Origin of the sequence: Streptomyces sp. (assembly GCF_035563135.1) — a bacterium.
Taxonomy (GTDB): domain Bacteria; phylum Actinomycetota; class Actinomycetes; order Streptomycetales; family Streptomycetaceae; genus Streptomyces.
Genome location: NZ_DATMVN010000126.1, coordinates 1 through 14,625 on the forward strand (window position 1 = coordinate 1; position 14,625 = coordinate 14,625).

At 72.3% G+C, this 14,625-nt stretch carries 10 protein-coding genes; 4 read left to right on the forward strand and 6 right to left on the reverse strand.

Annotation, left to right across the window (positions count from 1 at the left end; translation table 11 throughout):
* Positions 1 to 126 precede the first annotated feature (126 nt).
* Together VN520_RS05475 and VN520_RS05480 are read left to right on the forward strand one after the other, a co-directional pair.
* On the forward strand, positions 127 to 915 hold the full coding sequence (locus VN520_RS05475; protein ID WP_325745698.1) for a sugar phosphate isomerase/epimerase family protein: 789 nt from the start codon (positions 127 to 129) through the stop codon (positions 913 to 915).
* 162 nt (positions 916 to 1,077) lie between these two features.
* Positions 1,078 to 2,910 (forward strand): glycoside hydrolase family 3 protein, encoded by a 1,833-nt coding sequence (locus tag VN520_RS05480; RefSeq protein ID WP_325745699.1) that lies wholly within the window; start codon positions 1,078 to 1,080, stop codon positions 2,908 to 2,910.
* 90 nt (positions 2,911 to 3,000) lie between these two features.
* Here VN520_RS05480 and VN520_RS05485 read toward each other — a convergent pair whose 3' ends face one another.
* From VN520_RS05485 to VN520_RS05495, 3 genes are all read right to left on the reverse strand, one after another.
* Positions 3,001 to 4,470, reverse strand: coding sequence for a S28 family serine protease (locus tag VN520_RS05485; protein ID WP_325745700.1), 1,470 nt, complete (start codon positions 4,468 to 4,470; stop codon positions 3,001 to 3,003).
* Positions 4,471 to 4,547: 77 nt separating this feature from the next.
* Positions 4,548 to 5,027 carry a hypothetical protein gene (locus VN520_RS05490; RefSeq protein ID WP_414719769.1) on the reverse strand — a complete coding sequence of 160 codons (480 nt, stop codon included), beginning with the start codon at positions 5,025 to 5,027 and terminating at the stop codon, positions 4,548 to 4,550.
* 156 nt (positions 5,028 to 5,183) lie between these two features.
* Positions 5,184 to 8,993, reverse strand: a complete 3,810-nt coding sequence (locus VN520_RS05495; protein ID WP_325745702.1) for an ABC transporter ATP-binding protein — start codon at positions 8,991 to 8,993, stop codon at positions 5,184 to 5,186.
* Positions 8,994 to 9,174: 181 nt separating this feature from the next.
* On the opposite strand from VN520_RS05495, the gene VN520_RS05500 reads away from it, so the two are divergent.
* The gene (locus tag VN520_RS05500) at positions 9,175 to 9,540 is read left to right on the forward strand and encodes a hypothetical protein (protein ID WP_325745703.1); all 366 of its coding nucleotides are present in this window, start codon (positions 9,175 to 9,177) and stop codon (positions 9,538 to 9,540) included.
* Between the two features lie 131 nt (positions 9,541 to 9,671).
* Here the strand turns inward: VN520_RS05500 and VN520_RS05505 are convergent, their stop codons facing one another.
* The 3 genes from VN520_RS05505 to VN520_RS05515 form a co-directional block, all read right to left on the reverse strand.
* Positions 9,672 to 11,354, reverse strand: a complete 1,683-nt coding sequence (locus VN520_RS05505) for a thiamine pyrophosphate-binding protein (protein ID WP_325745704.1) — start codon at positions 11,352 to 11,354, stop codon at positions 9,672 to 9,674.
* On the reverse strand, positions 11,351 to 12,319 hold the full coding sequence (speB, locus tag VN520_RS05510) for an agmatinase (RefSeq protein ID WP_325745705.1): 969 nt from the start codon (positions 12,317 to 12,319) through the stop codon (positions 11,351 to 11,353). Before speB ends, VN520_RS05505 begins: the two co-directional genes overlap by 4 nt.
* A gap of 106 nt (positions 12,320 to 12,425) precedes the next feature.
* Positions 12,426 to 13,889, reverse strand: coding sequence for a sodium:solute symporter (locus VN520_RS05515; protein ID WP_325745706.1), 1,464 nt, complete (start codon positions 13,887 to 13,889; stop codon positions 12,426 to 12,428).
* A gap of 201 nt (positions 13,890 to 14,090) precedes the next feature.
* Between VN520_RS05515 and VN520_RS05520 the strand changes: the two genes are divergently transcribed.
* The coding region (locus VN520_RS05520) for a PucR family transcriptional regulator ligand-binding domain-containing protein (RefSeq protein WP_325745707.1) at positions 14,091 to 14,625 on the forward strand (535 nt) is incomplete at its 3' end.

The following is a 14,625-nucleotide window of genomic DNA, read 5'->3' on the forward strand; positions in this document are numbered from 1 at the left end:
CGCGGGGCGCGGGCCGAGCGGCCGTACGCCGGGCGGCACGCGGGAGTGGCGGCGGGCTCCGGGGGGCAGGAGCCGGGAGAGTGCCGGGCCGTTCCCGCGTCGGCCCCCAGCGGAAGGAAACACATCGTGAAGCTCGCTTTCTCGACCCTCGGAGTGCCGGGAATGCCCGTCGCGGACGTGGTGCGGCTCGCCGCCGGGAACGGCTACCAGGGGGTGGAGCTGCGCGCCCACCCCGAGGAGCCGGTCAGCCCCCGCCTCGACCCGGCCGGGCGCGCGGCCGTGGCCGAGGAGTTCAAGCGGGGCGGGGTCGAGATCCTGGCCGTCGCCGGATACGTGAAGGTCGCCGCCGAGGGCGAGGACGAGCCGGTGATCGCCGAGCTCGCCGAGCTGGTGGAGCTGGCGCGTGACCTGGGTGCCCCGTACGTCCGGGTGTTCCCCGGCGGCGGGGAGCAGGACCCGGCGGACGCCGACGCGATCGCCGCGCGGCGGCTGGGGGCCGCCGCGCCGCACGCCGCCGACATGGGCGTACGGATCCTCCTGGAGACCCATGACTCGCACCGTGCCGGAGCCGACGTGGCCCGGGTGGTCGGGACCGTCGGGCACGGGCAGATCGGCGCGGTCTGGGACGTCATGCACACCTGGCTGGCCGGCGAGGAGCCCGTGGCCAGCCATGCGGTGCTGGCCCCGCACCTGGGGTACGTCCAGGTGAAGGACATCGCCTCCGCCGAGGACACCACGCCGCTGGCCCTCGGCTCGGGGACACTGCCGCTGAAGGCGTGCCTGGACGTGCTGGACCAGGACAGCTGGGTCTGCTGGGAGTACGAGAAGCGCTGGTACGCCGGGGCCGCCGAGCTGCCGGAGATGCTGGCTGCGGGCCGGGAGCACCTGCTGCGGCTCGGCGCGCCGAAGCAGTAGGCCCGGTCCGCACCCCCGCCCGGCGGGGCGCGTCGCCCCGCCGGGACACCCTCCGCCCTCCCGTGTGTCACGCCCGTTTCCGGGCCGCCCCCTTGACTGGTAGTTACTTTCCATATATCCGTACCTTCTTGGAAGTTTCTTTCAGCACCGGAAGGGGCTCACGTGCACCACCGCACCTCCAGACGCACCCTCCTCACCGCCACCGCAGCAGCGGCTGCGGCGACCGGCGTCGCCGCTCTTCCCGGTACCGCGCGGGCAGTCGGCTCGGCCACCTCCCAGGACAGCCGCCTCAAACGGCTCATCGCCCGGATGAGCCTGGAGGAGAAGGTCGGCCAGCTCTTCGTGATGCGGGTGTACGGGCACTCCGCCACCGATCCCGACCAGGCGGACGTCGACGCCAACCTCGCCGAGATCGGGGTCCGCGACGCGGCCGAGCTGATCTCCACGTACCACGTCGGCGGCATCATCTACTTCGCCTGGGCGCACAACACCCGCGACCCGCACCAGATCGCCGACCTCTCCAACGGCATCCAGCGCGCCGGGCTCGCCGGGCCCACCCCGCTGCCGCTGCTCGTCTCCACCGACCAGGAGCACGGCATCGTGTGCCGCGTCGGGGAGCCCGCGACGCTGCTGCCGGGCGCGATGGCGCTGGGCGCGGGCGGTTCACGCTCCGACGCGCGCACGGCCGGCCGGATCGCCGGGGCCGAGCTGGCGGCGCTGGGCATCAACCAGAACTACGCGCCGGACGCGGACGTCAACGTCAACCCGGCCAACCCCGTCATCGGCGTACGCTCCTTCGGCTCCGACCCGGAGTCCGTCGCCGGGCTGGTCACCGCGCAGGTGAAGGGCTACCAGAGCGCCGGGGTCGCCGCCACCGCCAAGCACTTCCCCGGCCACGGGGACACCAGCACCGACAGCCACACCGGCCTGCCCGTCATCTCGCACACCCGCGAGCAGTGGTCCGAGCTGGACGCCCCGCCGTTCCGGGCGGCCGTCGCCGCGGGCATCGACTCGATCATGACGGCGCACATCGTGGTGCCCGCCCTGGACCCGGCGGAGGACCCGGCGACCCTGTCCCGCCCGATCCTGACCGGCATCCTGCGCGAGGAGCTCGGCTACGACGGTGTCGTGGTCACCGACTCCCTGGGGATGGAAGGGGTCCGCACGAAGTACGGCGACGACCGCGTGCCCGTCCTCGCGCTGCTGGCCGGCGTCGACCAGCTGCTCAACCCGCCGGACCTGAAGGTCGCCTGGAACGCCGTCCTGGACGCCGTGAAGAGCGGTGAGATCAGCGAGGCCCGCATCGAGGAATCGATCCTGCGCATCCTGCGGCTGAAGGCGAAGCTCGGGCTGTTCCGCGACCCCTACGTCACCCACCGGGGCGTCGACCGGACCGTCGGCACCCGGGCACATCTCGCCGCCGCCGACCGGATCGCCGAGCGGACGACCACGCTGCTCGTCAACAACGGCGCGCTGCTGCCCCTGTCCCGCCGTTCCCACCGGAACCTCCTGGTGGTCGGCGCCGACCCGGCCTCCCCCTCCGGCACCACCGGCCCCCCGACCACCACGCTCGCCGGGGCCTTCGAGGAGCTGGGATTCGTGGCGAGGGCGCTGTCCACCGGCACGTCGCCCTCCCCGGCGAAGATCGCCGAGGCGGTGGCCGCGGCGGAGGGCAAGGACGCGGTCGTGGTGGGCACGTACAACGTCACGGCGAGCAGTTCCCAGCGCGCCCTGGTCAGCGCCCTCGCGGCGACCGGCGTCCCGGTGGTCACGCTCGCGATCCGGAACCCGTACGACATCGCCCATCTGGCCGGAACGGGCTGTGCCGCGAGCCTCGCCTCGTACTCCTGGACGGACGTCGAGCTGCGGGCCGCCGCCCGCGTGATCGCGGGACGGGCCAGGCCCGGGGGCCGGCTGCCGGTCCCGGTGCAGCGGGCGGACGCCCCCACGCAGACGCTGTACCCCCTCGGCCACGGACTGTCGTACCGGAGCTAGGTACCTGGGTCGCGGGGAGAAGCCGGCGGGCCGTGCCCGCCGGGTGTGGACGACACCCGGCGGACACGGCCCGCTCCGGTCCGGTGCGTGTCACGGCCGCAGCGTGCCCCGGTCCCGCCGGAGTTCGTCGTCCCGCACGTCCAGACGTACGTCGAACTTCGCGAGGGGCTTCGCCTTCGCCGGATCGGCCTCGACGGCCGCGGGCGCGACCCCGGCCCAGCGCAGGACGGCCGCGGTGGCCTTCGCCTTCTCACCGGCGTCGAGGCCGGCGATCTTGGCGCCGTGGTTGCCGTCGGGCACGGTGTGGACGTAACTGTCCCGGGCGCCCTTGCCGAAACGGAAGGGCTCCGCGCCCCACGGGTCGTTCTCGCCGTAGACGTACAGCATGTGCCTCGCGTTGTTCCTCACCCAGCTGTCCACGTCACGCATGGCCGAGGGCTGGAACTTCATGGGGATGGAGCGCGGCACGAAGGAGCGCGGCGGCTGGTAGCCGTAGCGGCTCAGGTCCCCCAGCCAGGGCTGCTGGATGTCGGGCGAACCGAGCTGGGTGCCGGCCTGGTAGTAGTACGGCGTGTACGTGCTGAGGCCCTGGTCGGAGTAGGCGGAGAAGCCCGAGATCCCGTCGATGGAGTCCCAGATCTCCTGGTCGGTGGCGTCCGGGGCGTCGGCCGGGACGAACGCGCAGTCGGAGAGCGTGCTGTACTGCCAGAACGCCCAGACGTAGTCCATGACGACGGCCTCGTACGCCTTGTCGAGGGTGCCGACGGTGTCGAAGGCCAGGCCGTTCTCGGCGGCGTACGCCGCGTACTTCTCCTCCAGCGGCTCCCGGCGCACCAGTGCCTCGCGCTGCACACCGTTCAGCCGGTTCCGGCACTCCTCGGTGCCGACACGGGCGAAGAACCGGTCGTACGCCGAATCCTCGTCGTCGACCACGTCGTTGGGGGCGGCATAGGCGACGACACCGTCCATGTCCTTCGGGTAGAAGCGCTCGAAGTAGGTGGCGGTCATGCCGCCCTTGGAGCCTCCGGTGCTGAGCCAGTTCTCGGAGTAGATCTTCTTCAGCGCCTTGAAGACCCGGTGCTGGTCGCTGGCGGCCTGCCAGATGTCGAGCTTAGACCAGTCGGCGGGGGCCGGACGGGACGGGGTGAAGAAACGGTACTCCAGGGAGACCTGGTTGCCGTCGACGATCTGCGTCGGTTCACTGCGGCTGGGGTTCGTCGAGACGTTGTAGCCGCTGGTGAAGAAGACCGTGGGCCGGGTCGTGTCCTTGTGCAGCAGGGTGACGCGCTGCTGGAAGGTGCCCTTGGACGGGCGCCTGTGGTCGACCGGCTGGGTGTAGTTGAGGACGAAGAAGCGGTAGCCGGGATAGGGCTTCTCCTCGACCAGGCTCATTCCCGGGACGGCCAGGACACGGTCCTTGATGTCCTCGCTGCTGCTGGTGGAGTCGCTCCGCTTCGCGGCCGGTTCCGCGGCGGTGGCCGCCCCGGCCGAGGCTCCGGTCGCGCTTACCGTGCCGATGAGCACCGCGAGCGACAGAACGCCTCTGAGCACCTTGCGCATGCATCCTCCCCTGGATTCACGACAGTCGCCGTGAACCTAGCGGGGGCGGCACCTGCCACGCCAGACCCGCTCGCGTGTCAGCACAGGATCCACCCCGTGGAGCCGGAGGAGCTCCCGACGGAGCCCGAGGCACGGACACAGCGGTTCAGCGCGTGGACCGTGACCGGGCCGGCCAGTTCGGTGAAGCGGCCGCTGTCGACGACCGCCCGGCCGCCGCGCGGCTGCAGGGACACCCGCATCGCCCGGCGCGCGCCCGGCTTCCTGGCGACGGTGACGGCGCACGCGTAGGCGCGGCTCTTGTAGACCCGCAGGGAACCGGCGGGGAAGGTCACCGTCTTGACCAGCCGCCCCGAACAGGCCACTGCGGCCTGCGCCGGGGCCGTTCCGGTGGGGCCCAGCACCAGGCCGAGGGCTCCGAGCAACGGCAGGACGAGGAGCACCGTGACCAGGCGCCTGCCCACCCGCCGCCCCTGCTGCCCCTGCCGTCTCTGCTGCCTCTGCTGTCCCTGCCGTCCTGATGGCCTCAGCGGTCTTCTCGCGCCGTCCCCACCGAGCACACCCGTCACCCCGCCCGCCTCATCGAACACATTCCCTCTCACCGGACACACGTACGCACGGGGGTACGACGCGGGAAGAGGGCCGCGGGGTTGCAGGGTTCCGGTGGCGGGGCACGGGCGGGGAGCAGGTGCGGACGGCGGGCCGCACGGCGGCTGTCATACGCCTGCCGGGGCGTCCTTCCCTACGCCCTCCCCTATGTCCTCCCCTATGAAGGTGCGCCACAGCCGGGCGTACGCTCCGTCCCTCGCCAGCAGTTCGTCGTGCGTGCCGTCCTCGGCGACCCTGCCCCGGTCCATCACCACGACCCGGTCGGCGCGTGCGGCCGTCGTCAGCCGGTGGGCGACCACCAGGGTGGTGCGCCGGCCCGCCAGCCGGTCGGTCGCCTGGTTGACCTGGGCCTCACTGGCGAGGTCGAGGGAGGCGGTCGCCTCGTCGAGCAGCAGGATGTCGGGGTCGACCAGCTCGGCGCGGGCGAGCGCGATCAGCTGGCGCTGGCCGGCCGAGAGGTTGCGGCCCCGTTCGGCGACCTCGTGCAGATAGCCGTCCTCCAGGGTGGCGATCATCTCGTGCGCACCGACCGCCCGGGCCGCCGCCTCCACCTGCGCGTCCGTGGCGTCCGGGGAGCCGTACGCGATGGCGTCACGGACCGTGCCCTCGAAGAGGTAGGCCTCCTGCGGCACGACGCCGAGCCGGTGCCGGTACGCCGTCCTGTCGAGCCGGCGCAGATCCGTGCCGTCCGCCGTGACCCGGCCGCCCGTCGGGTCGTAGAAGCGGGCGACCAGCTTGACCAGGGTGGACTTTCCCGCCCCCGTCTCACCGACGAAGGCGACGGTCTGACCCGCGGGGATCCGCAGATCGATGCCGGTGAGGGCCTCCTCCTCGTCGGCGTACGCGAACGACACGTCCTCGAACGCGATCTCGCCGCGCAGCGACGTCACGTCCTGCGGGTCGTCGTGGTCGGCCGTGGACGTGGGCTCCCGCAGGAGTTCCTGGATGCGGCCGAGGGAGACGCTGGCCTGCTGGTAGCCGTCGAAGACCTGGGACAGCTGCTGCACGGGGGCGAAGAACAGGTCGATGTAGAGCAGGTAGGCGACCAGCGCGCCCGTGGTCAGCGTGCCGTCGTCGACGCGGCCCGCGCCGACGATCAGCACGGCGGCCGCCGCGACCGAGGCCAGCAGCTGGACGAAGGGGAAGTAGACGGAGATCAGCCACTGCCCGCGCACCCTCGCCCGGCGGTAGTGGTCGCTGCGCTCCGCGAAGCGCTCGGCGCCGTCGTGCTCGCGCCGGAACGCCTGGACGATCCGCAGTCCGGAGACGGACTCCTGGAGGTCGGCGTTGACGACGCTGATGCGTGTCCGGGCGAGCTCGTACGCCTTGACGCTCTTGCGGCGGAAGAAGAACGTGCCGACGATCAGCACCGGCAGCGTCGCGAAGACGACCAGGGCCAGCTGGACGTCGAGGACGAGCAGCACGACGGTGATGCCGAAGAAGGTGACGAGGGAGACGAAGGCGGTGACCAGGCCGGTCTGGAGGAACGTGGACAGCGCGTCCACGTCCGTCGTCATCCGGGTCATGATCCGGCCGGTCAGCTCGCGCTCGTAGTAGTCGAGGCCGAGGCGCTGGAGCTGCGCGAAGATCTTGAGGCGCAGGGAGTACAGCACGCGTTCACCGGTGCGGCCCGTCATCCGGGTCTCACCTGTCTGGGCCGCCCACTGCACGAGGACGGTGAGCAGACCGAAGGCGGCGGCCGCCCAGACCGCGCCGAGTGCCATCTTCGTGACGCCCTCGTCGATGCCGTGCCGGATCAGCACGGGCAGGAGCAGGCCCATGCCCGCGTCGACGGCGACCAGCGCCAGGCTCACCAGCAGCGGGGCGCCGAAGCCGCGCAGCAGCCTGCGCAGGCCGTACGACTGCTCCGGGCGCACCGCGCTCGCCTCGTCGACGCCGGGGGTGTCGGTGGCGGGCGGCAGCGCCTCCACCTGGGCGAGCAGCTCGGGGGTGGCGGGCATGCCGGCGGCCGCCGCGTCGCGCTGCTCCTCCTTGCGGATCCACAGCCCCGGGGTGACACCGCGCTCGGCGTCGAACTCGGCGTCCAGCTCCTCCTGGAGCGCGCGGTCGTCCTCGGGGGCGGCGGCCACCGAGGGCTGATGTCCGGGAGAGGTGCCGCCCAGCTCGTCCGGGTCGGTGAGCAGCCGGCGGTAGAGCGCGGAGCGGCGCTCCAGCTCCGCGTGCGTGCCGATGTCGGCGAGCCGTCCGTGGTCGAGTACGGCGATGCGGTCGGCGAGACCGAGCGTGGACCGGCGGTGGGCTATCAGGAGGGTCGTGCGGCCCTCCATGACCTGCGCCAGGACCTCGTGGATCTCGTGTTCGACCCGCGCGTCGACGGCGGAGGTGGCGTCGTCGAGGAGCAGCAGGCGGGGGTCCGTGAGCAGGGCACGGGCGAGCGCCACGCGCTGGCGCTGGCCGCCGGAGAGGGTGAGGCCGTGCTCGCCGACCTTGGTGTCGTAGCCCTCGGGCAGCGCGGAGATGAAGCCGTGGGCCTGGGCGGCCCGGGCGGCCTGCTCGATCTGTTCCCGGGTGGCGTCCGGGCGTCCGTACGCGATGTTCGCGCCGACGGACTCGGAGAAGAGGAAGCTGTCCTCCGGCACGAGCCCGATGGCGGCCCGCAGCGAGTCCTGGGTCAGCTCACGGACGTCGTGGCCGCCGACCAGGACCGCGCCGTGCGAGACGTCGTAGAAGCGGGGCAGCAGGAGCGAGACGGTGGACTTGCCGCTGCCGGAGGCACCGACGACGGCCACCGTCTCGCCCGGCTCGATGGTGAGGGAGAAACCGTCGAGGACCGGGCGGTCCTCGTCGTAGCCGAAGCGGACGTCGTCGAACTCGACCCGTGCGGGGGCGTCGGCCGGGAGTGTCCTGGTGCCGTCCTCCATGGACGGCTCGGTGTCGATCAGCTCCAGGACGCGCTCCACGCCGGCGCGTGCCTGCTGGCCGACGGTCAGGACCATGGCGAGCATCCGGACCGGGCCGACGAGCTGGGCGAGATAGGTGGAGAAGGCGACGAAGGTGCCGAGGGTGATCTCACCGCGGGTGGCGAGCCAGCCGCCGAGGGCCAGCATCGCGACCTGGCCGAGGGCGGGCACGGCCTGGAGCGCCGGGGTGTAGCGGGAGTTCAGCCGGATCGTGCGCAGCCGGCCCGCGAAGAGCTTGCGGCTCACCTCGCGGAGTTTGCCGGTCTCCTGCTCCTCCTGGCCGAACCCCTTGACCACCCGGACCCCGGAGACGGCCCCGTCGACCACTCCGGCGACGGCTGCGGCCTGGCTCTGGGCGTACCAGGTGGCGGGGAAGAGGCGGGCCTTGGAGCGGCGGGCGATGAACCACAGGGCGGGGGCGACGGCGAGGGCGACGAGGGTCAGGGGCAGCGAGAGCCACGCCATGATCACCAGGGAGATGAGGAAGAGCAGGATGTTCCCGATGGTCATCGGGAGCATGAAGAGGAGGCTCTGGATGAGCTGCAGGTCGCTGGTGGCCCGCCCGACGACCTGCCCGGTGGAGAGCTCGTCCTGCCGCTTCCCGTCGAGCCGGGTGAGGGTGCCGTACATCTCGGTCCGCAGATCGTGCTGTACGTCCAGGGCGAGCCGCCCGCCGTAGTAGCGGCGGATGAAGGTGGCGACGTAGACGAGGACGGCCGCCCCGATGAGCAGGCCGGTCCAGACCGCGAGGGAGCGGGTGCGGCTGCCGACGACGTCGTCGATGATCACCTTGGTGATGAGCGGGACGAGCGCCATGACGGCCATGCCCGCGAGCGACGATCCCAGCGCCAGCACGACGTTGCGGCGGTAGCGCCACGCGTATCCGCTCAGCCGCCGGCCCCACCCCTGCGGCCCGGCGTCCTGCTGCTCGGCGCCCTGTCCTTCCGCGACCCGTGTCCCCGCGTCCCGTTCTTCCGCTTTTTCCGCGCCCGCCATCGTGCCTCCAGCTTTCCCCGTGACCCCACCTGGCCTACCGCATGTCCCCAACGCGGTCAGCTGCGGATTTCATCCTTCCGCAACAGTTCCCGGCCGGTGGACGGAGGCGGAGGGCGGGTGGTCCCGGGACCTCCCGGGTAAGGATGCCCGCGCGCACCGGGACCACAGGAACAGGGAGACGATGGCGAACGACCTCAAGGCGGAGGCCTACCTCTGCGGCCGGCTGTACGCGGCACTGGCGGAGCTGGAGCGGCTCGGCGAAGGGGAGCACCACTCGCTCGGCCGGCCGGACGTCGTACGGAAACTGGCCCTGGAGCCGTCGAAGCACCTGACCAGGCATCTGCATCTGGCCGGGAAGTATCTGATGGCGGCCAGGACCAGAGGGAAGGGCGGGCCCGCGGCCGCGGTGTTCAGGTCCCTCCCGGATCTGCTGCCCTCCGGGAGGGACCTGCCGGGCTGCCTGCGCGCCACCGGGCTCCAGGAGCGCTTCCACGAAGGCCGCGCCGCGCAGGAGGCGACGTTCGGGAAGGCCGCCGGGGCCGGATGAGCGGGCGGGCGGCCGGGCCCCGGGCCCCGGGCTCCCGGTGAGGGGTGTGCGGCCGGGCCCCGGGCCCCCGGTGAGGGGTGTGCGGCCGGGCCCCGGGCTCCCGTCCTGGGGTCCGGCCGCGCAGGGCTTCCCTACAGGTGCGTCGGCTCGAACATCTTCAGCAGTGCGGGGAGCACCACCACCGACGGGCCGGGAGCCGCCAGGGCCTTGCCGAGGTCGGCGGCCAGGGACCGGGGCGTCGTACGGACCGCGGGTACGCCGAACGACTCGGCAAGGGCCACGAAGTCGGGCCGGGAGAGCTCGGTCGCCGTGGCTTCGCCGAAGGCGCCCGTCATGTACTCCCGCAGGATGCCGTACCCCCCGTCGTCGACGATCAGCCAGGTGACGGGCAGGTCGTACTGCCGCACGGTGGCGAGCTCGGCGATCGAGTACATCGCGCCGCCGTCGCCGGAGACCGCGAGCACCGGCCTGGTGCGGTCGGCCGCAGCGGCGCCGATCGCGGCGGGGAAGCCGTAGCCGAGGCCGCCCGCGCCCTGCGCCGAGTGCATCGTGTTCGGGTGGCGGGCGTCGAAGGCGGACCACGCCCAGTAGGCGAGGATCGTCATGTCCCAGAAGCTGGGCGACGTGTCGGGCAGGGCCTCGCGGACCGAGGCCAGCACCTGCTGCTCCAGCGTGAGGTCCTGGGCCGCGATCCGGTCGTGGACCTTCCCGAGCAGGGTCCGGACGCGTTCCGCCGCGCCGTCGTCCTCGCGGGGCTCCACGGCCTCCAGGAGGTCGGCGAGGGCCTCGCGGGCGTCGGAGTGGATGCCGAGCGCGGGGTGGTTGGACTCCAGCTTCCCGGCGTCGGCCTCGATCTGGACGATCCGGCCGCGCGGGGCGAACGTGTGGTAGTTCGAGGAGAGCTCACCGAGCCCCGAGCCGACGACCAGCAGCACGTCCGCGGACTCCAGGAAGTCCGTGGTGTGGCGGTCCTCCAGCCAGGACCGGAGCGAGAGCGGGTGCTCCCAGGGGAAGGCGCCCTTGCCGCCGAAGGTGGTGACCACGGGGGCGTTGATCTTCTCCGCGAGCGCACGCAGCTTGCCGGCGGCATCGGAGCGTACGACCCCGCCGCCCGCGACGATCGCCGGGCGCTCGGCGTTCGACAGCAGGTGGGCTGCCACGACCGTCAGCTCGGGACGCGGGTACAGCTCGCGCGGGGTGGCGTCCAGCGCGCTGACGACGGGCAGGACCGTCCCGGCGAGCAGCACGTCCTGCGGGACCTCCACCCAGACCGGGCCGTGCGGGACGGTCAGCGCGGACTCCCAGGCGGCGGCGATCGCGGACGGGATCTGTGACGCCGTGCGCACGGTGTGCACGGACTTGACGATGTCGCGGAAGGACGCCTTCTGGTCACGCAGCTCGTGCAGATAGCCGTGACGGCCGCCGCCGAGCCCCGCGGTGGGGATCTGGCTGGAGATCGCCAGCACGGGTGCCGATGCGGCCGCCGCCTCCTGGAGCGCGGCCAGGGAGGTCAGGGCGCCGGGGCCGGTGGAGAGCAGCAGGGGCGCCACCTCACCGGTGATCCGGCCGTAGGCGTCGGCGGCGAAACCCGCGTTGTTCTCGACGCGCAGCCCGAGGTACGAGAGCGAGGAGCGGCGCAGCGCGTCGAACATGCCGAGCGCGTGCTGGCCGGGCAGCCCGAAGACGGTGGTCGCGCCGAGACCCTGGAGGGTCTCGATCACGAGGTCGCCGCCGTTGCGTCCGGGGGCGGGGTGCAGGGCCGCCTCGGCCTGTGCGGCGGTGAGCTGCGGCCGGTCGTCGTGGTCGTGACTCACTGGGTACGGCCCTTCGCGATCTGGCGGGACATGATCGTCGTCAGCTCGTACGCCGTGTGCGAGGCGGCGACGGAGGTGATCTCCGCGTGATCGTACGCCGGGGCCACCTCGACCAGGTCGGCCGAGACGAGGTGGCAGGAGGACAGCCCGCGCAGGATCTCCAGGAGCTCGCGCGAGGTGAGCCCGCCGGCCTCGGGGGTTCCGGTGCCGGGTGCGTGCGCCGGGTCGAGCACGTCGATGTCGATGGAGATGTAGAGCGGGCGGTCACCGATGCGCTGGCGCAGCTGGTCGGCTATCTCGTCGACGCCGCGCCGCATGACGTCGGCGGAGGTGACGATGCCGAAGCCCATCCTGGCGTCGTCGGTGAGGTCCTGCTTGCCGTAGAGCGGGCCGCGGGTCCCGACGTGCGACAGCGCCTCCGTGTCGAGGATGCCCTCCTCGACGGCCCGGCGGAACGGGGTGCCGTGGGTGTACTCGGCGCCGAAGTACGTGTCCCAGGTGTCCAGGTGGGCGTCGAAGTGGAGCAGGGCGACGGGGCCGTGCTTCTTGGCGACGGAACGCAGCAGCGGCAGCGCGATGGTGTGGTCGCCGCCGAGCGTCATCAGCCGGGCCCCGGTTCCGAGCAGGTCGTCGGCGGCGGCTTCGACGGCCTCGACGGCCTCGTTGATGTTGAAGGGGTTCGCGGCGATGTCACCGGCGTCGGCGACCTGGGCGAGCGCGAAGGGGGAGGCGTCCTGCGCCGGGTTGTAGGGGCGCAGGAGGCGGGAGGCCTCGCGGATCGCGTTGCCGCCGAAGCGCGCACCGGGGCGGTAGGACACCCCGCTGTCGAAGGGCACGCCGACGACGGCGACATCGGCGGAACCGACCTCGTCGAGCCGGGGCAGCCGCGCGAACGTCGCGGGTCCGGCGTACCGCGGGGTGCGGGAGGAGTCGACGGGGCCGCGCGGCGCTTCGTTGCTGCTCATGGGTGCGGGTGCCTTTCGTTGGAGCCCATGCACGGCCTTGTGGGCGTGCATGCGCTGTTCGGTGTGTCAGGGGCCCCTCCGGGTCCCTTGTCCGGGGGACGGACGCTCAGACGGTGACCGGGTCCGGGGTGGCCGGGTCGTCGGTCCCCCGCCCCGCCAGCCGCTCGCGCCAGGCCGTCAGCACGGCCGCGTCGGTCGGCTTCGTCGCCAGCGAGACGACGACGTACACGGCGAGCGAGGCGAGCAGCCCGTAGTAGACCGGTTCGTTGGCGAGGATTCCGTGGGCCGCCATCAGTCCGATCACCGCGACACCGCCGACGGCCACGGCCGCCAGCGCACCCGCCGCGGTGCCCCGGCGCCAGAGCAGACCGCCGAGGATCGGCACCAGCAGCCCGCCGACCAGCAGGTTGTAGGCGACGGTCAGCGCCTCGACGACGTCGTTGAGCGCGATGGCGATCACGATGACGGCGACGCCCATGAGGAGGATGAACGCCCGGTTGCCCTTCACCTCGTCGCGCTCCTCGCCGCCCTCCTTGACGACCACGCCGCGCAGCCGCGACCAGATGTCGTTGTTGGCCACCGTCGCACAGGCGATCAGGGCTCCGGAGGAGGTGGACATCACCGCGGCGAGCGCGGCGGCCAGCACCAGTCCGCGTACGCCGACGGGCAGTTCGTCCTTGACGATCGTCGCGAACGCCGCGTCGGCGCTGGGCAGCTTCGGGTACATCACCTTGGCCGCCGTACCGATGACGGCGCCGGCGACCGCGTAGACGAGGCAGTACGTGCCGGCGACCGTGCCGCCCCAGCGTGCCGTCCGGTCGCTGCGGGCGGTGAACACGCGTTGCCAGATGTCCTGGCCGATCAGCATGCCGAAGGTGTAGATCAGGACGTACGTGAAGATCGTCTCGCCGCCGATGCCCAGCGGGTCGAAGTACTCGGTGGGCAGCTGCGCCTTCATCTCGCTGAAGCCGCCGGCCTTGACCACGGCGATCGGCAGGAGGAGGAGCAGCACACCGATCGTCTTGACGACGAACTGCACCATGTCGGTGATCGTGATCGACCACATGCCGCCCAGCGTCGAGTACGCGACGACGATGGTGCCGCCGAGGATGATCGCGACGGTCCGGTCCACGTCGAACAGGACGTCGAAGATGGTGGCGTAGGCGATGGTCGAGGTGACCGCGAGCATCAGCGTGTACGCCCACATGACGACACCGGAGATGACGCCGGCCCGGCCGCCGTAGCGCAGGTCGAGCATCTCGGAGACGGTGTAGACCTTCAGCCGGGCGATGCGGGCCGAGAAGAAGACGGACAGGGCGAGCAGCCCGAGCCCGATCGTGAAGACCATCCAGGCACCGGAGAGCCCGTACTGGTAGCCGAGGCCCACGCCGCCGATCGTCGAGGCACCGCCGAGGACGATCGCGGCCATGGTTCCGGAGTACATCCAGGGGCCGAGCCGCCGCCCGGCGACCAGGAACTCGCTCTTGGACTTGGCGCGGCGCATGCCCCACCAGCCCATGGCGAGCATGCCGGCCAGATAGACCACGATCACCGCGTAGTCGACAGCCATGGGCCTTCCTCCGTCTCGTTTCCGCTCAGGGGCCGGTCCGCTCAGGAGCCGGTGTGTCCAGGGACCGGTGTGTCCAGGGGCCGGTCCGCTCAGGGCCGGTCCGCTCAGGGCCGGTGTGTGAGGAAGACGGTAGGTGGCCGAAAGCCGACGCTGAAGTGTACGTTTCCTCCATCCTCACCCCACCGAGTGGATGGACCGTCCATGCCGGACTCCCCCGCCGGGCCTCCCGCCCCTCCCATTCCCCTGTCCGCGCTGCTGGACCGGGAGGAGCTCGGGCTGCGCCGGATCGCCGGGCCGGACCGTGCGGATCTGCTGTGGGTGCACACCTCGGAGATGGCCGACCCGTATCCGTATGTGCTCGGCGGTGAACTGCTGCTGACCGCCGGGGTCCAGCTCGTGGACGCGGACACCTATGTGGCCCGTCTGGTCCAGGCAGGGGTGTCGGCGCTCGGCTTCGGGGTGGCGCCGGTGCACGACACGGTGCCGGACGCCCTGGTGGAGGCGTGCGACAGGCACGGGCTGCCCCTGCTGGAGGTGCCTCCCGAGACCCGTTTCGCCGCGATCGCCCAGGCGGTGTGGCGGCTCATGGCCCAGGCGCGGCACCGGGAGCTGCGCCGGGTGACCCGGGCCCAGCAGGCCCTGGCGACGGCTGCGGCCCGCCCCGACCCGGTGCCGGCGGTGCTGCGGCAGCTCGCCGTACAGCTGGAGGGCCGGGTCGCGCTCCTCACGGCGGACG